Source organism: Pseudomonas sp. RC10 (assembly GCF_038397775.1).
Lineage (GTDB): Bacteria > Pseudomonadota > Gammaproteobacteria > Pseudomonadales > Pseudomonadaceae > Aquipseudomonas > Aquipseudomonas bambusae.
Map to the genome: position 1 here is coordinate 733,230 of NZ_CP151650.1, position 21,040 is coordinate 754,269.

Here is a 21,040-nt window from a genome sequence, read left to right on the forward strand (position 1 = left end):
ACGCCCCTTTGGATGTGTCTATAATTCGCCCCACTTCCGGCGCAGTCGGAACCGAAAACTCCTTGAGGATCAACGAGTTACAGGTTCAAGATGGCGAGGAAGTGTTTCGGTTCTGGTGTCTGAATCGACAGCGGTGAAAAAGGTGGTTGACAGCAGGTTGTAACGCTGTAGAATTCGCCTCCCGCTGACATGAGACGCCAAGCCGAACGAAGCGCAAGTGGTTGAAGTTGATAAGGAAACTTTGAAAACTTCTGAAAATAACCGCTTGACAGATTGAGACGCTGCTGTAGAATGCGCGCCTCGGTTGAGACGAAAAGCTCTTAACCAACCGCTCTTTAACAATTGAATCAAGCAATTCGTGTGGGTGCTTGTGTTGTAAGACTGAAGTCAACTGATTATCAGCATCGCAAGTTGCTCCACGAGAAATCATGGTTTAACCAACGATTGCTGAGCCAAGTTTATAGGGTTTTCTCAAAACCCGATTGCAGTATTGAACTGAAGAGTTTGATCATGGCTCAGATTGAACGCTGGCGGCAGGCCTAACACATGCAAGTCGAGCGGATGAAGGGAGCTTGCTCCCTGATTCAGCGGCGGACGGGTGAGTAATGCCTAGGAATCTGCCTGGTAGTGGGGGACAACGTTTCGAAAGGAACGCTAATACCGCATACGTCCTACGGGAGAAAGTGGGGGATCTTCGGACCTCACGCTATCAGATGAGCCTAGGTCGGATTAGCTAGTTGGTGAGGTAATGGCTCACCAAGGCGACGATCCGTAACTGGTCTGAGAGGATGATCAGTCACACTGGAACTGAGACACGGTCCAGACTCCTACGGGAGGCAGCAGTGGGGAATATTGGACAATGGGCGAAAGCCTGATCCAGCCATGCCGCGTGTGTGAAGAAGGTCTTCGGATTGTAAAGCACTTTAAGTTGGGAGGAAGGGTTGCTGATTAATACTCTGCAATTTTGACGTTACCGACAGAATAAGCACCGGCTAACTCTGTGCCAGCAGCCGCGGTAATACAGAGGGTGCAAGCGTTAATCGGAATTACTGGGCGTAAAGCGCGCGTAGGTGGTTTGTTAAGTTGAATGTGAAATCCCCGGGCTCAACCTGGGAACTGCATCCAAAACTGGCAAGCTAGAGTAGGGCAGAGGGTGGTGGAATTTCCTGTGTAGCGGTGAAATGCGTAGATATAGGAAGGAACACCAGTGGCGAAGGCGACCACCTGGGCTCATACTGACACTGAGGTGCGAAAGCGTGGGGAGCAAACAGGATTAGATACCCTGGTAGTCCACGCCGTAAACGATGTCAACTAGCCGTTGGAATCCTTGAGATTTTAGTGGCGCAGCTAACGCATTAAGTTGACCGCCTGGGGAGTACGGCCGCAAGGTTAAAACTCAAATGAATTGACGGGGGCCCGCACAAGCGGTGGAGCATGTGGTTTAATTCGAAGCAACGCGAAGAACCTTACCAGGCCTTGACATCCAGTGAACTTACCAGAGATGGTTTGGTGCCTTCGGGAACACTGAGACAGGTGCTGCATGGCTGTCGTCAGCTCGTGTCGTGAGATGTTGGGTTAAGTCCCGTAACGAGCGCAACCCTTGTCCTTAGTTACCAGCACGTTAAGGTGGGCACTCTAAGGAGACTGCCGGTGACAAACCGGAGGAAGGTGGGGATGACGTCAAGTCATCATGGCCCTTACGGCCTGGGCTACACACGTGCTACAATGGTCGGTACAAAGGGTTGCCAAGCCGCGAGGTGGAGCTAATCCCATAAAACCGATCGTAGTCCGGATCGCAGTCTGCAACTCGACTGCGTGAAGTCGGAATCGCTAGTAATCGCGAATCAGAATGTCGCGGTGAATACGTTCCCGGGCCTTGTACACACCGCCCGTCACACCATGGGAGTGGGTTGCACCAGAAGTAGCTAGTCTAACCTTCGGGGGGACGGTTACCACGGTGTGATTCATGACTGGGGTGAAGTCGTAACAAGGTAGCCGTAGGGGAACCTGCGGCTGGATCACCTCCTTAATCGAAGACTCAGCTTCTTCGCAAGTTCCCACACGAATTGCTTGATTCATTGAAGAAGACGATTGGGTCTGTAGCTCAGTTGGTTAGAGCGCACCCCTGATAAGGGTGAGGTCGGCAGTTCGAATCTGCCCAGACCCACCAATTACCGGTGCACCCTGTAGCGATACGGGGCCATAGCTCAGCTGGGAGAGCGCCTGCCTTGCACGCAGGAGGTCAGCGGTTCGATCCCGCTTGGCTCCACCATACCGGTGTTCGGTGGTACAGACAGTTGTCATGCTAAAGCTTAGAAATGAGCATTTCCTTCGGAAGAAGGCTGAATGTTGATTTCTGATCTTTGTCAGAATCGTTCTTTAAAAATTCGGGTATGTGATAGAAAGATAGACTGGGCACCTCTTTCACTGGTGTGTGTCCAGGCTAAGGTAAAGTTTGTGAAATGCAAACTTTCGGCGAATGTCGTCTTCACAGTATAACCAGATTGCTTGGGGTTATATGGTCAAGTGAAGAAGCGCATACGGTGGATGCCTTGGCAGTCAGAGGCGATGAAAGACGTGGTAGCCTGCGAAAAGCTTCGGGGAGTCGGCAAACAGACTGTGATCCGGAGATGTCTGAATGGGGGAACCCAACCATCACAAGATGGTTACCTTGCACTGAATACATAGGTGCATGGAGCGAACCAGGGGAACTGAAACATCTAAGTACCCTGAGGAAAAGAAATCAACCGAGATTCCCTTAGTAGTGGCGAGCGAACGGGGACCAGCCCTTAAGTTGATTTGAGATTAGCGGAACGCTCTGGAAAGTGCGGCCATAGTGGGTGATAGCCCTGTACGCGAAAATCTCTTGTCAATGAAATCGAGTAGGACGGGGCACGAGAAACCTTGTCTGAACATGGGGGGACCATCCTCCAAGGCTAAATACTACTGACTGACCGATAGTGAACCAGTACCGTGAGGGAAAGGCGAAAAGAACCGCGGAGAGCGGAGTGAAATAGATCCTGAAACCGTATGCGTACAAGCAGTGGGAGCCCACTTTGTTGGGTGACTGCGTACCTTTTGTATAATGGGTCAGCGACTTATTTTCAGTGGCGAGCTTAACCGAATAGGGGAGGCGTAGCGAAAGCGAGTCTTAATAGGGCGTCTAGTCGCTGGGAATAGACCCGAAACCGGGCGATCTATCCATGGGCAGGTTGAAGGTTAGGTAACACTGACTGGAGGACCGAACCGACTACCGTTGAAAAGTTAGCGGATGACCTGTGGATCGGAGTGAAAGGCTAATCAAGCTCGGAGATAGCTGGTTCTCCTCGAAAGCTATTTAGGTAGCGCCTCATGTATCACTGTAGGGGGTAGAGCACTGTTTCGGCTAGGGGGTCATCCCGACTTACCAAACCGATGCAAACTCCGAATACCTACAAGTGCCGAGCATGGGAGACACACGGCGGGTGCTAACGTCCGTCGTGAAAAGGGAAACAACCCAGACCGTCAGCTAAGGTCCCAAAGTCATGGTTAAGTGGGAAACGATGTGGGAAGGCTTAGACAGCTAGGAGGTTGGCTTAGAAGCAGCCACCCTTTAAAGAAAGCGTAATAGCTCACTAGTCGAGTCGGCCTGCGCGGAAGATGTAACGGGGCTCAAACCATGCACCGAAGCTACGGGTATCACCTTTGGTGATGCGGTAGAGGAGCGTTCTGTAAGCCTGTGAAGGTGAGTTGAGAAGCTTGCTGGAGGTATCAGAAGTGCGAATGCTGACATGAGTAACGACAATGGGTGTGAAAAACACCCACGCCGAAAGACCAAGGTTTCCTGCGCAACGTTAATCGACGCAGGGTTAGTCGGTCCCTAAGGCGAGGCTGAAAAGCGTAGTCGATGGAAAACAGGTTAATATTCCTGTACTTCTGGTTATTGCGATGGAGGGACGGAGAAGGCTAGGCCAGCCTGGCGTTGGTTGTCCAGGTTTAAGGTGGTAGGCTGGAATCTTAGGTAAATCCGGGATTTCAAGGCCGAGAGCTGATGACGAGTGTTCTTTAGAACACGAAGTGGTTGATGCCATGCTTCCAAGAAAAGCTTCTAAGCTTCAGGTAACCAGGAACCGTACCCCAAACCGACACAGGTGGTTGGGTAGAGAATACCAAGGCGCTTGAGAGAACTCGGGTGAAGGAACTAGGCAAAATGGCACCGTAACTTCGGGAGAAGGTGCGCCGGTGAGGGTGAAGGACTTGCTCCGTAAGCCCATGCCGGTCGAAGATACCAGGCCGCTGCGACTGTTTATTAAAAACACAGCACTCTGCAAACACGAAAGTGGACGTATAGGGTGTGACGCCTGCCCGGTGCCGGAAGGTTAATTGATGGGGTTAGCTAACGCGAAGCTCTTGATCGAAGCCCCGGTAAACGGCGGCCGTAACTATAACGGTCCTAAGGTAGCGAAATTCCTTGTCGGGTAAGTTCCGACCTGCACGAATGGCGTAACGATGGCGGCGCTGTCTCCACCCGAGACTCAGTGAAATTGAAATCGCTGTGAAGATGCAGTGTATCCGCGGCTAGACGGAAAGACCCCGTGAACCTTTACTATAGCTTTGCACTGGACTTTGAATTTGCTTGTGTAGGATAGGTGGGAGGCTTTGAAGCGTGAACGCCAGTTTGCGTGGAGCCATCCTTGAAATACCACCCTGGCAACTTTGAGGTTCTAACTCAGGTCCGTTATCCGGATCGAGGACAGTGTATGGTGGGTAGTTTGACTGGGGCGGTCTCCTCCTAAAGAGTAACGGAGGAGTACGAAGGTGCGCTCAGACCGGTCGGAAATCGGTCGTAGAGTATAAAGGCAAAAGCGCGCTTGACTGCGAGACAGACACGTCGAGCAGGTACGAAAGTAGGTCTTAGTGATCCGGTGGTTCTGTATGGAAGGGCCATCGCTCAACGGATAAAAGGTACTCCGGGGATAACAGGCTGATACCGCCCAAGAGTTCATATCGACGGCGGTGTTTGGCACCTCGATGTCGGCTCATCACATCCTGGGGCTGAAGCCGGTCCCAAGGGTATGGCTGTTCGCCATTTAAAGTGGTACGCGAGCTGGGTTTAGAACGTCGTGAGACAGTTCGGTCCCTATCTGCCGTGGACGTTTGAGATTTGAGAGGGGCTGCTCCTAGTACGAGAGGACCGGAGTGGACGAACCTCTGGTGTTCCGGTTGTCACGCCAGTGGCATTGCCGGGTAGCTATGTTCGGGAAAGATAACCGCTGAAAGCATCTAAGCGGGAAACTTGCCTCAAGATGAGATCTCACTGGAACCTTGAGTTCCCTGAAGGGCCGTCGAAGACTACGACGTTGATAGGTTGGGTGTGTAAGCGCTGTGAGGCGTTGAGCTAACCAATACTAATTGCCCGTGAGGCTTGACCATATAACACCCAAGCAATCTGCGACCCGAGAGGGCATCAGATTGCGGTGACTGTGAAGACGACAGCAACCGAAAGTTTGCAGCACAGACGAACGACCTGATCACATACCCGATTTGCTGAGGCGAGGCCGCTGGCCACGACTTGGTACCCGAATTTCTTGACGACCATAGAACATTGGAACCACCTGATCCCATCCCGAACTCAGAAGTGAAACGATGTATCGCCGATGGTAGTGTGGGGTTTCCCCATGTGAGAGTAGGTCATCGTCAAGATTAAATTCCAGAACCCCATTTGCGAAAGCAGATGGGGTTTTGTTTTTGCGCGCGGAAAAACATCTCAACAGACCAAGTCGCGATTTGGCTTCTATGCATTGATGGTGCGCGCGGATATTATGCGTCCCTCATTGCAAGGCGTATGACAAATGCAGACGTTGTTGAGGCTTCTGGGGGATGGTGCGTTCCATTCTGGTGAAGACTTGGGGCAAGTGCTCGGGGTCAGTCGCAGCGCCGTATGGAAAAAGCTCCAGCAGCTGCAAGTCGAAACAGGAATCGAGATTCATAAGGTGCGCGGTCGGGGATATCGCCTGGCTAAACCCATTTCCCTATTGAACATGAAATGGCTCAATGACAATCAGGGTGTCGCTGGCTGGGATATTCGAGTCTACGAAACCATCGATTCTACGAACGCGGAAGCCATGCGGCTGGTGGCTCAAGGGGTGTCTTTGCCTTTGCTAGTTCTAGCGGAGCAACAGACAGCAGGGCGCGGTCGACGCGGGCGCAAGTGGGTCAGTCCTTTCGCCCAAAATCTCTATTACAGTTTGGCGCTACGGGTTGAGGGTGGGATGCGGCAATTAGAGGGCTTAAGTCTCCTTGTGGGGCTTGCCGTCGTGAAAATGCTCCGGGAAATGGGAGTTGAAGACGCTGGGCTAAAATGGCCCAACGATATTTTGGTAGGGCGACAAAAGCTCGCCGGTGTTTTGCTGGAGCTCACTGGTGACCCAGCTGATGTTTGTCATGTCGTGGTTGGCATTGGTATCAACGTCAATATGCAGTCTTCCGATCAGGTCGATCAGTCCTGGACTTCCATGGCGCTTGAGGCGGGAGTGGGTATGGATCGCAACCAAGTTGTAGCCCGCTTGAGTGTGGCCCTGGCCGAATATCTGGAGGCGCATAGTGAGAAAGGCTTTGGCGCTTTTAGAGATGAGTGGGAGCGCAATCATTTGTGGCAAAACAAACCTGTGACGTTGCTTTCGGGTCCAAACGCCATTGAGGGTACGGTGCTTGGGGTGGATGCGGTTGGCGGGCTCCGGTTGCGAGTGGGAGAGGATGTTCGCGTATTTAGTGGTGGGGAGTTGAGTCTGAGACTGCGTGAGCAGTCCTAGGTATGGCCGTAGTGCGGATGACAGCTGTCCTGGCATCTGAGGGTTTGTGAGGTCGTCATGCGGTGGGTATTTTTGCTGTTGGTTATGTTGAACGCATTTTATTACGTGTGGCATCAACAGGAGGCTCCTCTCAGACCCAAGGAGATCACGCCCCTGTCCCTCTATAAGGGCGCTCAGCAGGATATTCGACTCCTCAGCGAATCTGGAGCGGGTCGGCTGGAGGGGGGTACGAAAGCGGTGGGCGCCCGGTGTATCTACTTGGGTGGAGGGGTCTCGCAAAGTGATGCCAGGACAATGGAACAGCGACTAACGAGCCTTGATATACAGACCCAATTTGGTCGGTGGCAGGACGATTCGGGAGAGGTGTTTTGGTTGAAAGTAGCTCCTGAAAGTAGGCGTCTTGTGGATGATGTGCTGGTAGGAAGGTTAAGGCAGGATTTTCAGCAGTTAAAAAGTAAAATAATGTCGTGCGAAGGCATTGCAACTACAGAATAGTTTGCATAGAATGGCGCCCGCTTCGCAGTGCAAGACAAGTTGGAATGCACGCGAAGCTTGAGTCAACGTTTGTAACCTCAAGATTTTATTGAGAAAAAGGTTGACAGAAGGTCGGCATCATATAGAATGTCGGCTCGCTTAGGAGGGGTTCCCGAGCGGCCAAAGGGATCAGACTGTAAATCTGACGTCTACGACTTCGAAGGTTCGAATCCTTCCCCCTCCACCAAATTTGAGCGTAAGCAGCAAGCTCAGCGGGTATAGTTTAGTGGTAGAACCTCAGCCTTCCAAGCTGATGATGCGGGTTCGATTCCCGCTACCCGCTCCAGGTTTTGTTGGTTGTGCAATGCGTTTCGCTCTTGTAGCTCAGTTGGTAGAGCACACCCTTGGTAAGGGTGAGGTCAGCGGTTCAAATCCGCTCAAGAGCTCCATTACTAAGGCAGATATGAAAGTATCTGCCTTTGTTTTAGGTGTCGCGAGTCGCCTGGTTTCGTTGTATTTAGGTGGCAAGTGAAAGCCTGCGGTTGTTTGGTGAATCGCAAAAGGTTCGTCGAATAGCTGTTGAAATCTTCTTGTCAGGTCCGCATAATGGTCGGCCTGATTTTGCTTTTAGGTCAGTAGCTCAATTGGCAGAGCGACGGTCTCCAAAACCGTAGGTTGGGGGTTCGATTCCCTCCTGACCTGCCAGATTCGGTTCAACGTGTCTGGCTTTCTTTTCACAGGATTTTAGTAGATGAATCCAAAGGCTGAAGCCCAAGACTCCCGTTTTGATCTCGTAAAGTGGCTCGTGGTAGTCCTTTTGGTCGTAGTGGGTGTCGTCGGAAATCAATACTACTCGGCGCAGCCAATCCTGTATCGCGTGCTCGCTCTGCTCGTAATTGCTGCTGCTGCTGCTTATGTAGGGCTGCAGACGGGCAAGGGCAAAGCTTTCTTCGTGTTGGCCAAGGAAGCTCGCGCTGAGATTCGTAAAGTCGTATGGCCTACTCGTCAAGAAACCACCCAGACTACCCTAATCGTGGTGGCTGTGGTTTTGGTTATGGCGCTGCTGTTGTGGGGGCTCGACTCCCTGCTCGGCTGGCTTGTTTCCTTGATCGTCGGCTAAGGGTGTCCCGTGGCTAAGCGTTGGTACGTAGTGCATGCCTACTCGGGTTACGAGAAGCATGTTATGCGCTCTCTGATCGAGCGTGTAAAGCTGGCAGGCATGGAAGATGGTTTTGGCGAGATTCTGGTCCCTACTGAAGAAGTGGTAGAGATGCGTAACGGCCAGAAGCGCAAAAGCGAGCGTAAATTCTTCCCTGGTTATGTGCTTGTTCAGATGGACATGAATGAGGGTACTTGGCATTTGGTCAAGGATACTCCGCGTGTCATGGGCTTCATTGGTGGGACGGCTGATAAGCCTGCCCCAATTACCGATAAAGAAGCCGAAGCGATACTGCGTCGCGTGGCCGATGGCAGCGACAAGCCTAAGCCGAAGACGCTGTTTGAGCCGGGTGAAGTTGTTCGCGTGACCGACGGTCCGTTCGCGGACTTCAATGGTACGGTTGAAGAAGTTAACTACGAAAAGAGCCGGATCCACGTGGCTGTGCTCATTTTCGGTCGCTCCACTCCGGTGGAGCTCGAGTTCAGCCAGGTCGAAAAGGCATAGCTGAGCTGAAAATCCCATACCCCGCAGCCTTGGGCTGTGGGGTTTTGTCGTCACTGGGATAAACGCGCAAGTAACCGGGGAGCCTTTCGAGGCGTTTGAACCCGTAATTGGAGTGCCTCATGGCCAAGAAGATTACCGCTTACATCAAGCTTCAAGTGAAAGCCGCTCAGGCTAACCCAAGCCCACCTGTTGGTCCTGCTCTGGGTCAGCACGGTGTGAACATCATGGAATTCTGCAAGGCCTTCAACGCCCGTACTCAGGGTCTTGAGCCAGGTCTGCCGACTCCAGTGATCATCACTGTATACAGCGACCGTAGCTTCACTTTCGAAACCAAAAGCACCCCTGCTTCGGTTCTGCTGAAAAAAGCAGCTGGCCTGACCAGCGGTTCGGCTCGCCCGAACACCGTCAAAGTTGGCACTGTTACCCGTGCTCAGCTGGAAGATATCGCGAAAGCTAAAAACGCGGATCTGACTGCCGCTGACATGGAAGCAGCCGTGCGCACTATCGCCGGTTCTGCTCGTAGCATGGGCCTTAACGTGGAGGGTGTGTAATGGCTAAGCTGACCAAACGCCAAAAGGCAATCGCTTCGAAAGTTGAAGCTGGCAAGTCCTATAGCTTCAACGACGCGGCAGCTCTGCTGACCGAACTGTCCACCGTAAAATTCAGCGAGTCCGTTGACGTTGCTGTAAACCTCGGTGTTGACCCACGTAAATCTGACCAGGTTGTTCGTAGCGCTACCGTGCTGCCACACGGCACTGGCAAGACCGTTCGTGTAGCAGTTTTCACCCAGGGTCCGGCGGCTGAAGCTGCGCTGGCAGCGGGCGCTGATCGCGTTGGTATGGACGATTTGGCTGCTGAAATGAAAGGCGGCGACCTGAACTATGACGTCGTGATTGCCTCCCCGGATGCAATGCGTGTTGTAGGTCAGTTGGGTCAGATCCTCGGTCCACGTGGTCTGATGCCTAACCCGAAAGTTGGTACTGTAACTCCAGATGTCGCCACTGCGGTTAAAAACGCCAAGGCGGGTCAGGTTCGTTATCGCACTGACAAAAACGGCATCATCCACACCTCCGTTGGCAAAGTTGGCTTTGATGCTGACAAGCTGCGTGAGAACGTTGAAGCACTGATCGCAGACCTGAAGCGTATCAAGCCAGCTTCCTCGAAAGGTATCTATGTCAAGCGCGTTACCCTGAGCACCACTATGGGCCCAGGTTTGGTCATCGATCAAGGTTCGTTGAACGCGTAAGACCGCCGAGGTGCAGGGAACTGCGCCTTAGCAAAAAATTGGGGTCCCTGCCTGGCGGGGGCTATCCAAGACCGTAGGCGACGCAAGTCTTAAACCACAAGCCTACGCAGATGGTGCTCCCGGTTCCTTACCGAATCAGACACCAAAACGACATCCGGCTCCGGCCAGATGAAACGGTAACAAGCAGGAGTTAAACCCGTGGCAATTAAACTCGAAGACAAGAAGGCCATCGTCGCTGAAGTCAACGAGGCTGCCAAAGTCGCTCTGTCTGCTGTCGTGGCTGATGCCCGTGGCGTGACAGTAGGCGCGATGACCGGACTCCGTAAAGAGGCTCGTGAAGCTGGCGTATACGTACGTGTTGTACGTAACACCCTGCTCAAGCGCGCTGTTGCTGACACTGAATACAGTGTCCTCAACGACGCGTTCACTGGCCCGACCTTGATCGCTTTCTCCAACGAACACCCAGGCGCTGCTGCCCGTTTGTTCAAAGAGTTCGCCAAAGGTCAGGACAAGTTCGAGATCAAGGCAGCTGCGTTTGAGGGCAAGTTCCTCGCAGCTAATCAGATCGACGTACTGGCAACCTTGCCGACCCGTAACGAAGCAATTTCTCAGCTGATGAGCGTGATTCAAGGCGCTACCAGCAAATTGGCTCGTACTCTGGCGGCAGTTCGCGAACAGAAAGAAGCTGCAGCAGCCTAAGGGCTCGCACTCTCTCTCGCGTATTTTTGTTTATTTCGAAGGCCGCTTAGGCCCTCACACAATTCAGGAATTAGAGTCATGTCTATCTCTCAAGACGATATCCTCAACGCCGTAGCTGAAATGTCCGTTCTGCAGGTTGTTGAGCTGATCAAAGCTTTTGAAGAAAAATTCGGCGTTAGCGCTGCTGCTGCATCGGCTGGTCCAGCTGCTGCTGCCGCTGTTGTTGAAGAGCAAACCGAATTCAACGTCATGCTGACCGAAGCTGGCGAGAAGAAAGTCAACGTCATTAAAGCTGTCCGTGAGCTGACCGGTCTGGGCCTGAAAGAAGCCAAGGCAGTAGTTGACGGCGCTCCAGCCATTGTTCTGGAAGCAGTAGCAAAAGATGCTGCTGACAAAGCCAAAGCAACTCTGGAAGAAGCAGGCGCTAAAGTCGAGCTGAAGTAAGCATCGACCTTGCGTCTCCAGCCCAAGCGTTGAGCGAAAGGCTGATGGCTGGTGGCTTCTGCCACCGGCCTTTTTCCGTTATTGGCATCCGATCAGATCGGCGCCACTAACGTGCTTCAACCACCTCGAACGGTGGCGCAAACCATGGGGTTTGCACGATTTTCTGGTCGCTCCCGTCGGGGGAGGCCAAACAAGCAGGTGACCAAGCTGGGGAACGCTGATGGCTTACTCATATACTGAGAAAAAACGTATCCGCAAGGACTTTAGCAAGTTGCCGGACGTCATGGATGTGCCTTACCTCCTGGCCATCCAGCTGGATTCGTATCGTGAATTCTTGCAAGCGGGAGCGACTAAAGATCAGTTCCGCGACGTGGGCCTGCATGCGGCCTTCAAATCCGTTTTCCCGATCATCAGCTACTCCGGCAATGCTGCTTTGGAGTACGTCGGTTATCGTCTGGGCGAACCGGCTTTTGATGTCAAGGAATGCGTTCTGCGCGGTGTGACGTACGCAGTACCGTTGCGGGTAAAAGTGCGCCTGATCATTTTCGACAAAGAATCGTCGAACAAAGCGATCAAGGACATCAAAGAGCAAGAAGTCTACATGGGTGAAATCCCCCTGATGACTGAAAACGGTACCTTCGTTATCAATGGTACCGAGCGTGTTATCGTTTCCCAACTGCACCGTTCGCCAGGCGTGTTCTTTGACCACGACCGCGGCAAGACGCACAGTTCTGGCAAGCTGCTGTACTCCGCACGCATCATTCCTTATCGTGGTTCCTGGCTGGACTTCGAGTTCGATCCCAAGGACTGTGTATTCGTCCGTATCGACCGTCGCCGTAAGCTTCCTGCTTCGGTTTTGCTCCGCGCTCTTGGCTACACCACTGAAGAAGTGCTGGACGCTTTCTATACCACCAACGTTTTCCACGTACAGGGCGAATCCCTGAGCCTGGAGTTGGTGCCTCAGCGTCTGCGTGGTGAGATTGCCGTCCTGGACATCCTGGATGACAAGGGTAAGGTCATCGTCGAGCAAGGCCGTCGTATTACTGCGCGGCACATCAATCAGTTGGAAAAAGCCGGCATCAAAGCGCTGGAAGTTCCGCTCGACTACGTCATTGGCCGTACCACTGCCAAGGCGATCGTGCACCCGGCCACCGGCGAAATCATTGCCGAGTGCAACACCGAGCTGAACCCTGAAATCTTGGCCAAAATTGCCAAGGCACAGGTTGTCCGTATCGAAACGTTGTATACCAATGACATCGACTGCGGTCCGTTCATCTCCGATACGCTGAAGATTGATTCGACTGGCAACCAGCTGGAAGCGTTGGTCGAAATCTATCGCATGATGCGTCCAGGTGAGCCGCCGACCAAGGATGCAGCCGAGACGCTGTTCAACAACCTGTTCTTCAGTCCAGAGCGTTACGATCTGTCTGCTGTAGGTCGTATGAAGTTCAACCGTCGTATCGGTCGTACCGAGATCGAAGGGTCGGGCGTGCTGTGTAAAGAAGATATCGTTGCGGTCCTCAAGACCCTGGTCGATATCCGTAACGGCAAAGGCATCGTCGATGACATCGACCACCTGGGTAACCGTCGGGTCCGTTGCGTCGGTGAGATGGCCGAAAACCAGTTCCGCGTAGGTCTGGTGCGTGTTGAGCGTGCAGTCAAAGAGCGTCTGTCGATGGCGGAGAGCGAAGGCCTGATGCCTCAGGACCTGATCAACGCCAAGCCGGTCGCCGCTGCGGTCAAGGAGTTCTTCGGTTCCAGTCAGCTGTCGCAGTTCATGGACCAGAACAACCCACTGTCCGAAATCACCCACAAGCGCCGTGTTTCTGCACTGGGCCCTGGTGGTCTGACACGTGAGCGCGCGGGCTTTGAAGTTCGTGACGTACACCCGACCCACTATGGTCGCGTTTGCCCGATTGAAACTCCGGAAGGCCCGAACATCGGTCTGATCAACTCGTTGGCAGCCTATGCCCGAACCAACCAGTATGGCTTCCTTGAAAGCCCGTACCGTGTGGTGAAAGAAGGTCTGGTGACTGACGAGATCGTCTTCCTGTCCGCTATTGAAGAGGCCGATCACGTGATCGCGCAGGCTTCGGCGACCATGAACGACAAAGGTCACCTGATCGACGAACTGGTAGCTGTTCGTCACTTGAACGAATTCACCGTCAAGGCGCCGGAAGACGTCACTTTGATGGACGTTTCGCCGAAGCAGGTCGTTTCGGTTGCAGCGTCGCTGATTCCGTTCCTCGAGCACGACGACGCCAACCGTGCGTTGATGGGCTCGAACATGCAGCGTCAGGCTGTACCAACCCTGCGTGCCGACAAGCCGCTGGTAGGTACTGGCATGGAGCGCAACGTTGCCCGTGACTCCGGCGTTTGTGTCGTGGCTCGTCGTGGCGGCGTGATCGACTCTGTTGATGCCAGTCGTATCGTGGTTCGTGTTGCCGATGACGAAGTTGAGCCGGGAGAAGCCGGTGTCGATATCTACAACCTGACCAAATACACGCGCTCGAACCAGAACACCTGCATCAACCAGCGTCCGCTGGTGAGCAAGGGTGACCGCGTCCAGCGTAGCGACATCATGGCTGACGGCCCGTCCACCGATATGGGTGAGCTGGCTCTGGGTCAGAACATGCGCATCGCGTTCATGGCATGGAACGGCTTCAACTTCGAAGACTCCATCTGCCTGTCTGAGCGTGTTGTTCAGGAAGATCGCTTCACCACGATCCACATCCAGGAACTGACCTGTGTGGCGCGTGACACCAAGCTTGGTCCAGAGGAAATCACCGCTGACATCCCGAACGTGGGTGAAGCAGCGCTGAACAAGCTTGACGAAGCCGGTATCGTTTACGTAGGTGCTGAAGTTGGCGCAGGCGACATTCTGGTCGGTAAGGTCACTCCGAAAGGCGAGACCCAGCTGACGCCGGAAGAGAAACTGCTGCGCGCGATCTTCGGTGAGAAAGCGAGCGACGTTAAAGACACTTCCCTTCGCGTACCGACCGGTACCAAAGGTACTGTCATCGATGTTCAGGTATTCACCCGTGACGGCGTTGAGCGTGATGCTCGTGCATTGTCCATCGAGAAAAGCCAACTGGACGAGATCCGCAAGGATCTGAACGAAGAGTTCCGCATCGTTGAAGGTGCAACCTTCGAGCGTCTGCGTCAGGCGCTGGTTGGTCGTTCTGTCGAAGGTGGTGCTGGCCTGAAGAAAGGTCAGGAAATCACCAACGAAGTCCTCGACGGTCTCGAGCATGGTCAGTGGTTCAAACTACGCATGGTTGAAGACGCGCTGAATGAGCAACTCGAAAAAGCTCAGGCTTATATCGTTGATCGTCGTCGCCTGCTGGACGACAAGTTCGAAGATAAGAAGCGCAAGCTGCAACAGGGCGATGACCTGGCACCAGGTGTGCTCAAAATCGTCAAGGTTTACCTTGCCATTCGTCGCCGCATTCAGCCGGGCGACAAAATGGCCGGTCGTCACGGTAACAAAGGTGTGGTCTCCGTGATCATGCCGGTTGAAGACATGCCGCACGATGCCAATGGCACACCGGTGGATATCGTCCTTAACCCGTTGGGTGTACCTTCGCGTATGAACGTTGGTCAGATTCTCGAAACTCACTTGGGCCTCGCGGCCAAAGGTCTGGGCGAGAAGATCAACCGTATGCTCGAGGAGCAGCGTAAAGTCGTTGAATTGCGCAAGTTCCTGAACGAGATCTACAACGAGATCGGCGGCCGTCAGGAAAATCTGGACGACCTGTCTGATCAGGAAGTTCTGGATCTGGCGAAGAACCTGCGTGGCGGCGTTCCGATGGCAACTCCGGTATTCGACGGTGCCAAGGAAAGCGAAATCAAGGCGATGCTACGCCTGGCGGACATGCCGGACAGTGGCCAAATGCAACTGTTCGACGGTCGCACCGGCAACAAATTTGAGCGTCCGGTAACTGTTGGCTACATGTACATGCTGAAGCTGAACCACTTGGTGGACGACAAGATGCACGCGCGTTCCACTGGTTCTTACAGCCTGGTTACCCAGCAGCCGCTGGGTGGTAAGGCACAGTTCGGTGGTCAGCGTTTCGGGGAGATGGAGGTCTGGGCGCTGGAAGCATACGGCGCGGCATACACTCTGCAAGAAATGCTCACAGTGAAGTCGGACGATGTGAACGGTCGTACCAAGATGTACAAAAACATCGTGGACGGCGATCACCGTATGGAGCCGGGCATGCCCGAGTCCTTCAACGTGTTGATCAAAGAAATCCGTTCGCTCGGTATCGATATCGATCTGGAAACCGAATAACACGTGACGCGAATCGAGAGTGGGTCGGTATGACCACTCTCTGCTCCGCCAGGAGGAAAGGCCTTGAAAGACCTACTGAATTTGCTGAAAAACCAGGGTCAAGTCGAAGAGTTCGACGCCATCCGTATCGGGTTGGCATCGCCTGAGATGATCCGTTCGTGGTCGTTCGGTGAAGTTAAAAAGCCGGAAACCATCAACTACCGTACGTTCAAGCCTGAGCGTGACGGCCTGTTCTGCGCCAAGATCTTTGGCCCGGTCAAGGATTACGAGTGCCTGTGCGGTAAGTACAAGCGCTTGAAGCATCGTGGCGTGATCTGCGAGAAGTGTGGCGTTGAAGTTGCACTGGCCAAGGTCCGTCGTGAGCGCATGGCTCACATCGAGCTGGCATCGCCGGTTGCCCACATCTGGTTCCTGAAATCACTGCCGTCCCGTATCGGCCTGCTGATGGACATGACCCTGCGTGATATCGAACGCGTTCTCTACTTCGAGAGCTACGTCGTTATTGATCCAGGCATGACTACTCTTGAAAAAGGTCAGCTGCTGAACGACGAGCAGTACTTCGAAGCTCTCGAAGAGTTCGGTGATGACTTCGACGCCCGCATGGGTGCTGAGGCTGTCCGCGAATTGCTGCACGCTATCGATCTGGAGCACGAGATTGGCCGTCTGCGCGAAGAGATTCCGCAAACCAACTCCGAAACCAAGATCAAGAAGCTGTCCAAGCGCCTGAAGTTGATGGAAGCCTTCCAGGGTTCCGGCAACCTGCCTGAGTGGATGGTGTTGACCGTTCTGCCGGTTCTGCCGCCAGATCTGCGTCCACTGGTTCCGCTGGATGGCGGTCGCTTTGCGACTTCCGACCTCAACGATCTGTATCGTCGAGTGATCAACCGTAACAACCGTTTGAAGCGCCTGCTGGATCTGTCCGCTCCGGACATCATCGTGCGCAACGAAAAACGTATGCTGCAGGAAGCTGTGGATGCGCTGCTCGACAACGGTCGCCGCGGTCGCGCCATTACCGGTTCGAACAAGCGTCCTCTGAAATCCCTGGCCGACATGATCAAGGGTAAGCAAGGTCGTTTCCGTCAGAACTTGCTCGGTAAGCGTGTTGACTACTCGGGTCGTTCGGTAATTACCGTAGGTCCGACCCTGCGTCTGCACCAGTGCGGCCTGCCGAAGAAAATGGCTCTCGAGCTGTTCAAGCCGTTCATTTTCGGCAAGCTGGAAATGCGTGGTCTGGCGACCACCATCAAAGCCGCCAAGAAAATGGTCGAGCGTGAACTGCCAGAGGTCTGGGACGTTCTTGCAGAAGTGATTCGCGAACACCCAGTGCTGCTCAACCGTGCACCAACCCTTCACCGTCTGGGTATCCAGGCGTTTGAGCCGGTATTGATCGAAGGTAAGGCAATCCAGCTGCACCCGCTGGTTTGTGCGGCATACAACGCCGACTTCGACGGTGACCAGATGGCTGTTCACGTACCGCTCACGCTGGAAGCCCAGCTGGAAGCGCGTGCGTTGATGATGTCCACCAACAACATTCTGTCGCCAGCGAACGGTGAGCCAATCATCGTTCCGTCTCAGGACGTTGTATTGGGTCTTTATTACATGACCCGTGAGGCGATCAATGCTAAGGGCGAAGGCCGCGTATTCGCGGACCTGCAAGAAGTCGATCGCGTATTCCGCGCCGGCGAAGCCGCCCTGCACGCGAAAATCAAGGTTCGTATCAACGAGACCGTGAATGATCGCGATGGTGGCAGCGTCAAGAACACTCGTATCGTCGACACGACTGTCGGACGTGCGCTGCTGTTCCAGGTGGTTCCGCCGGGTCTGTCGTACGACGTCGTCAACCAGCCGATGAAGAAAAAGGCGATCTCAAAACTGATCAACCAATGCTACCGCGTGGTTGGTCTGAAAGAGACCGTGATCTTCGCTGACCAGTTGATGTACACCGGTTTTGCCTATTCGACGATTTCGGGTGTCTCGATCGGCGTTAACGACTTCGTTATCCCGGATGAAAAAGCTCGCATCATCGATGCTGCGACCGAAGAAGTTAAAGAAATCGAAAGCCAGTATGCGTCCGGCCTGGTTACTCAGGGCGAGAAGTACAACAAGGTGATCGACCTTTGGTCCAAGGCGAACGATGAAGTCTCCAAGGCGATGATGTCCAACCTCTCGAAAGAGAAGGTTGTCGACCGTCACGGCGAGACTGTGGACCAAGAGTCCTTCAACTCGATGTACATGATGGCTGACTCGGGTGCGCGGGGTTCCGCAGCCCAGATTCGCCAGTTGGCCGGTATGCGTGGTCTGATGGCCAAGCCAGACGGCTCGATCATCGAGACGCCAATTACAGCGAACTTCCGTGAAGGTCTGAGCGTACTGCAGTACTTCATCTCGACTCACGGTGCTCGTAAAGGTCTCGCGGATACCGCGTTGAAAACCGCTAACTCCGGTTACCTGACACGTCGTTTGGTAGACGTAGCGCAAGACTTGGTTGTCACCGAAGTCGATTGCGGTACGGAGCAAGGTCTGCTCATGACGCCGCACATTGAAGGCGGCGACGTTGTCGAGCCTTTGGGTGAGCGCGTACTGGGTCGTGTAATTGCCCGTGACGTGTTCAAGCCGGGTACTGAGGACGTTATCGTGCCGGCTGGTACGTTGGTGGACGAGAAGTGGGTTGAATTCATCGAGCTGAACAGCATCGACGAAGTCATCGTACGTTCGCCAATCAGCTGCGAAACTCGTTACGGGATTTGCGCGAAGTGCTATGGCCGTGATCTTGCACGTGGTCACCAGGTAAACATTGGTGAAGCTGTCGGTGTAATTGCCGCTCAGTCGATCGGTGAGCCAGGTACACAGCTGACCATGCGTACGTTCCACATCGGTGGTGCGGCCAGTCGTACTTCTGCAGCCGACAGCGTTCAGGTCAAAAACGGCGGTATTGTCCGCCTGCATAACCTGAAGCATGTTGAGCGTCTGGATGGCAATCTGGTGGCGGTATCGCGTTCCGGCGAGCTTGCCATTGCTGACGAGTTCGGTCGTGAGCGTGAACGCTACAAACTGCCTTACGGTGCAGTGATTTCGGTGAAAGAAGGTGACAAGGTTGATGCTGGCTCGATCGTAGCCAAGTGGGACCCGCACACTCACCCGATCGTTACCGAAATGAAAGGTACCGTGACCTACGTGGGCATGGAAGAAGGTATTACGATCAAGCGCCAGACCGACGAACTGACCGGTTTGACCAACATCGAAGTACTGGATGCCAAAGACCGTCCGGCAGCGGGCAAAGACATTCGTCCTGCGGTCAAGATGGTGGGTGTCGACGGTAAGGATCTGTTGCTGCCGGGTACGGACGTTCCGGCTCAGTACTTCCTGCCTGCGAACGCTTTGGTCGGCGTCGCGGACGGCGCTCAAGTGGGGGTGGGTGATGTTATTGCCCGTATTCCACAAGAGACGTCCAAGACTCGTGACATCACCGGTGGTCTGCCGCGCGTTGCGGACTTGTTCGAAGCGCGTCGTCCGAAAGAAGCGTCGATCCTGGCAGAGGTCAGCGGTACGATCGCGTTTGGTAAAGAGACTAAAGGTAAGCGTCGCCTGGTCATCACTCCGAATGACGGTAGTGATCCGTACGAAGAGCTGATTCCGAAGTGGCGTCACCTGAACGTCTTTGAAGGTGAGCAAGTTAACCGCGGTGAGGTTATCTCCGACGGTCCTAGCGATCCACACGATATCCTGCGCTTGCTGGGTGTCAGTGCGCTGGCGAAGTACATCGTCAACGAGATTCAGGATGTTTACCGTCTGCAGGGCGTGAAGATCAACGACAAGCACATTGAAACGATCCTTCGTCAGATGCTGCGTAAAGTCGAGATCAGCGAGTCGGGCGATTCAAGCTTCATCAAGGGTGACCAGATGGAGTTGACGCACGTACTGGTCGAGAACGAGCGTCTGGCGCAGGACGAGAAATTCATTTCGAAATTCACTCGTGTGCTGCTCGGTATTACCAAGGCGTCGCTGTCCACCGAATCGTTCATCTCGGCGGCTTCCTTCCAGGAAACCACTCGCGTTCTGACCGAGGCGGCGGTAACGGGCAAGCGCGATTACCTGCGCGGCCTGAAAGAAAACGTGGTGGTGGGTCGTCTGATCCCGGCCGGTACCGGTTTGGCCTATCACAGCGAGCGTAAGCGTCGTCGTGATGCTGACAAGCCGTTGCGTGTGAGCGCGAGCGAAGTTGAAGCCGCGCTGACCGAAGCGTTGAACTCAAGCAGTAATTGAGAGTAGGGCCCTGATTTTCATGTCCGCCCATCACTGACAGGCTGTTGCTGTGAGGGCGGGTGGTCATGAGGTCGGGGCTTTGCCTTGACTGGGGGAAGGATCGTCTTTAGACTCTTGTACCCCTAAATCTGGCGGGACAATGTCCTGCCATTTTGCTTTTCTTGTAAGACAATAGCGTCGCAAGACAACAGTGGAGCTAGTAGATGGCAACTATCAACCAGCTGGTACGTCAGCCGCGTAAGCGTATCGTCGAGAAATCCGACGTGCCTGCGCTGCAGAACTGCCCGCAACGTCGTGGCGTGTGCACTCGCGTGTACACCACTACGCCGAAAAAACCTAACTCGGCACTGCGTAAAGTATGCCGTGTGCGTCTGACCAACGGTTTCGAGGTTTCCTCGTACATCGGTGGTGAAGGCCACAACCTGCAAGAGCACAGCGTCGTCCTGATTCGTGGCGGCCGTGTAAAAGACTTGCCAGGTGTTCGTTACCACACCGTTCGCGGTTCGTTGGATACCTCCGGTGTTAAAGGTCGTAACCAGGGTCGTTCGAAATACGGTACCAAGCGTCCGAAGTAATTCGGCCGTCTTGCAGTTGTTCATAAATTTTATTGTGTCGATAAGAGTAAGGTCGGGCGATGCAGTTTCTGCGCTGTCCCGAGCGAACCTGAAGACCGTTTGAGGGCTTATCATGCCAAGACGTCGCGTAGCAGCAAAACGTGAGATTCTTGACGATCCGAAGTACGGGTCGCAGATTCTCGCCAAGTTCATGAACCACGTAATGGAAAGCGGTAAAAAAGCCGTTGCCGAACGTATCGTTTACGGTGCCCTGGACACAGTCAAGGCTCGTAAGGCTGGTACCGATCCCCTGGAACTCTTCGAAAAAGCACTCGACGCCATCGCTCCGCTGGTCGAAGTGAAGTCGCGCCGCGTTGGTGGTGCTACTTACCAGGTTCCGGTCGAAGTTCGTCCATCCCGTCGTAATGCTCTGGCAATGCGTTGGCTGGTAGACTTCGCGCGCAAGCGCGGTGAGAAGTCTATGGCTCTGCGTTTGGCTGGCGAACTGTTGGACGCCGCTGAGGGCAAAGGTGCTGCGGTCAAGAAGCGTGAAGACGTGCACCGTATGGCTGAAGCCAACAAGGCTTTCTCGCACTACCGCTTCTAATCTCA

At 54.0% G+C, this 21,040-nt stretch carries 12 protein-coding genes, 6 tRNA genes and 3 rRNA genes; all 21 read left to right on the forward strand.

What is annotated here, in order from left to right; all coding sequences use genetic code 11:
• The first annotated feature begins 492 nt into the window (after positions 1–492).
• Positions 493–2,029, forward strand: a 16S ribosomal RNA gene (locus AAEO81_RS03270).
• 64 nt (positions 2,030–2,093) lie between these two features.
• Positions 2,094–2,170 (forward strand) — tRNA-Ile (locus AAEO81_RS03275).
• Between the two features lie 26 nt (positions 2,171–2,196).
• A tRNA-Ala gene (locus AAEO81_RS03280) sits at positions 2,197–2,272 on the forward strand.
• 248 nt (positions 2,273–2,520) lie between these two features.
• A 23S ribosomal RNA gene (locus AAEO81_RS03285) occupies positions 2,521–5,412 on the forward strand.
• Positions 5,413–5,566: 154 nt separating this feature from the next.
• Positions 5,567–5,682 (forward strand): 5S ribosomal RNA (gene rrf / locus AAEO81_RS03290).
• Together the 16S, 23S and 5S rRNA genes with 2 tRNA genes alongside form the textbook arrangement of a ribosomal RNA operon.
• A gap of 149 nt (positions 5,683–5,831) precedes the next feature.
• Positions 5,832–6,791, forward strand: a complete 960-nt coding sequence (birA, locus tag AAEO81_RS03295) for a bifunctional biotin--[acetyl-CoA-carboxylase] ligase/biotin operon repressor BirA (RefSeq protein WP_341961582.1) — start codon at positions 5,832–5,834, stop codon at positions 6,789–6,791.
• Between the two features lie 57 nt (positions 6,792–6,848).
• A complete protein-coding gene (locus AAEO81_RS03300) occupies positions 6,849–7,286 on the forward strand; it encodes a hypothetical protein (protein WP_341961584.1) in 438 nt (145 codons plus the stop codon).
• A 141-nt stretch (positions 7,287–7,427) separates the two neighbouring features.
• Positions 7,428–7,512 (forward strand) — tRNA-Tyr (locus tag AAEO81_RS03305).
• A gap of 25 nt (positions 7,513–7,537) precedes the next feature.
• Positions 7,538–7,611 (forward strand) — tRNA-Gly (locus AAEO81_RS03310).
• Positions 7,612–7,638: 27 nt separating this feature from the next.
• Positions 7,639–7,714: transfer RNA gene (locus tag AAEO81_RS03315), tRNA-Thr, on the forward strand.
• Between the two features lie 180 nt (positions 7,715–7,894).
• A tRNA-Trp gene (locus AAEO81_RS03320) sits at positions 7,895–7,970 on the forward strand.
• Between the two features lie 46 nt (positions 7,971–8,016).
• Positions 8,017–8,385 (forward strand): preprotein translocase subunit SecE, encoded by a 369-nt coding sequence (gene secE / locus AAEO81_RS03325; protein WP_166598565.1) that lies wholly within the window; start codon positions 8,017–8,019, stop codon positions 8,383–8,385.
• A gap of 9 nt (positions 8,386–8,394) precedes the next feature.
• A complete protein-coding gene (gene nusG, locus AAEO81_RS03330; RefSeq protein WP_341961585.1) occupies positions 8,395–8,928 on the forward strand; it encodes a transcription termination/antitermination protein NusG in 534 nt (177 codons plus the stop codon).
• 119 nt (positions 8,929–9,047) lie between these two features.
• Entirely contained in the window at positions 9,048–9,479 is a 432-nt protein-coding gene (gene rplK, locus AAEO81_RS03335; RefSeq protein WP_020290713.1) for a 50S ribosomal protein L11, read from the forward strand.
• A complete protein-coding gene (gene rplA, locus AAEO81_RS03340) occupies positions 9,479–10,174 on the forward strand; it encodes a 50S ribosomal protein L1 (protein WP_341961587.1) in 696 nt (231 codons plus the stop codon). The genes rplK and rplA overlap by 1 nt, the downstream gene beginning before the upstream one ends.
• Before the next feature lie 198 nt (positions 10,175–10,372).
• Positions 10,373–10,873 carry a 50S ribosomal protein L10 gene (gene rplJ / locus AAEO81_RS03345; protein WP_081569202.1) on the forward strand — a complete coding sequence of 167 codons (501 nt, stop codon included), beginning with the start codon at positions 10,373–10,375 and terminating at the stop codon, positions 10,871–10,873.
• 78 nt (positions 10,874–10,951) lie between these two features.
• Positions 10,952–11,317, forward strand: coding sequence for a 50S ribosomal protein L7/L12 (gene rplL / locus AAEO81_RS03350; RefSeq protein WP_166598562.1), 366 nt, complete (start codon positions 10,952–10,954; stop codon positions 11,315–11,317).
• A gap of 220 nt (positions 11,318–11,537) precedes the next feature.
• Positions 11,538–15,611, forward strand: a complete 4,074-nt coding sequence (gene rpoB, locus AAEO81_RS03355; protein WP_166598561.1) for a DNA-directed RNA polymerase subunit beta — start codon at positions 11,538–11,540, stop codon at positions 15,609–15,611.
• Between the two features lie 63 nt (positions 15,612–15,674).
• The gene (gene rpoC / locus AAEO81_RS03360; protein WP_166598560.1) at positions 15,675–19,874 is read left to right on the forward strand and encodes a DNA-directed RNA polymerase subunit beta'; all 4,200 of its coding nucleotides are present in this window, start codon (positions 15,675–15,677) and stop codon (positions 19,872–19,874) included.
• A gap of 203 nt (positions 19,875–20,077) precedes the next feature.
• Positions 20,078–20,449 (forward strand): 30S ribosomal protein S12, encoded by a 372-nt coding sequence (gene rpsL / locus AAEO81_RS03365; protein WP_003186084.1) that lies wholly within the window; start codon positions 20,078–20,080, stop codon positions 20,447–20,449.
• A gap of 112 nt (positions 20,450–20,561) precedes the next feature.
• Complete coding sequence (gene rpsG, locus AAEO81_RS03370) at positions 20,562–21,035, forward strand: 30S ribosomal protein S7 (protein ID WP_007970418.1); 474 nt, start codon at positions 20,562–20,564, stop codon at positions 21,033–21,035.
• The last annotated feature ends 5 nt before the right edge of the window (positions 21,036–21,040 follow it).

What these genes read in the sequence shown, in the direction of transcription:
- AAEO81_RS03300 (WP_341961584.1), top strand. Translation starts at nt 6,849, where the DNA reads ATGCGGTGGGTATTTTTGCTGTTGGTTATGTTGAACGCATTTTATTAC.
- rplL (WP_166598562.1), top strand. Translation starts at nt 10,952, where the DNA reads ATGTCTATCTCTCAAGACGATATCCTCAACGCCGTAGCTGAAATGTCC.
- birA (WP_341961582.1), top strand. Translation starts at nt 5,832, where the DNA reads ATGCAGACGTTGTTGAGGCTTCTGGGGGATGGTGCGTTCCATTCTGGT.
- rpsL (WP_003186084.1), top strand. Translation starts at nt 20,078, where the DNA reads ATGGCAACTATCAACCAGCTGGTACGTCAGCCGCGTAAGCGTATCGTC.
- rpoB (WP_166598561.1), top strand. Translation starts at nt 11,538, where the DNA reads ATGGCTTACTCATATACTGAGAAAAAACGTATCCGCAAGGACTTTAGC.
- rplA (WP_341961587.1), top strand. Translation starts at nt 9,479, where the DNA reads ATGGCTAAGCTGACCAAACGCCAAAAGGCAATCGCTTCGAAAGTTGAA.
- rpsG (WP_007970418.1), top strand. Translation starts at nt 20,562, where the DNA reads ATGCCAAGACGTCGCGTAGCAGCAAAACGTGAGATTCTTGACGATCCG.
- rplK (WP_020290713.1), top strand. Translation starts at nt 9,048, where the DNA reads ATGGCCAAGAAGATTACCGCTTACATCAAGCTTCAAGTGAAAGCCGCT.
- secE (WP_166598565.1), top strand. Translation starts at nt 8,017, where the DNA reads ATGAATCCAAAGGCTGAAGCCCAAGACTCCCGTTTTGATCTCGTAAAG.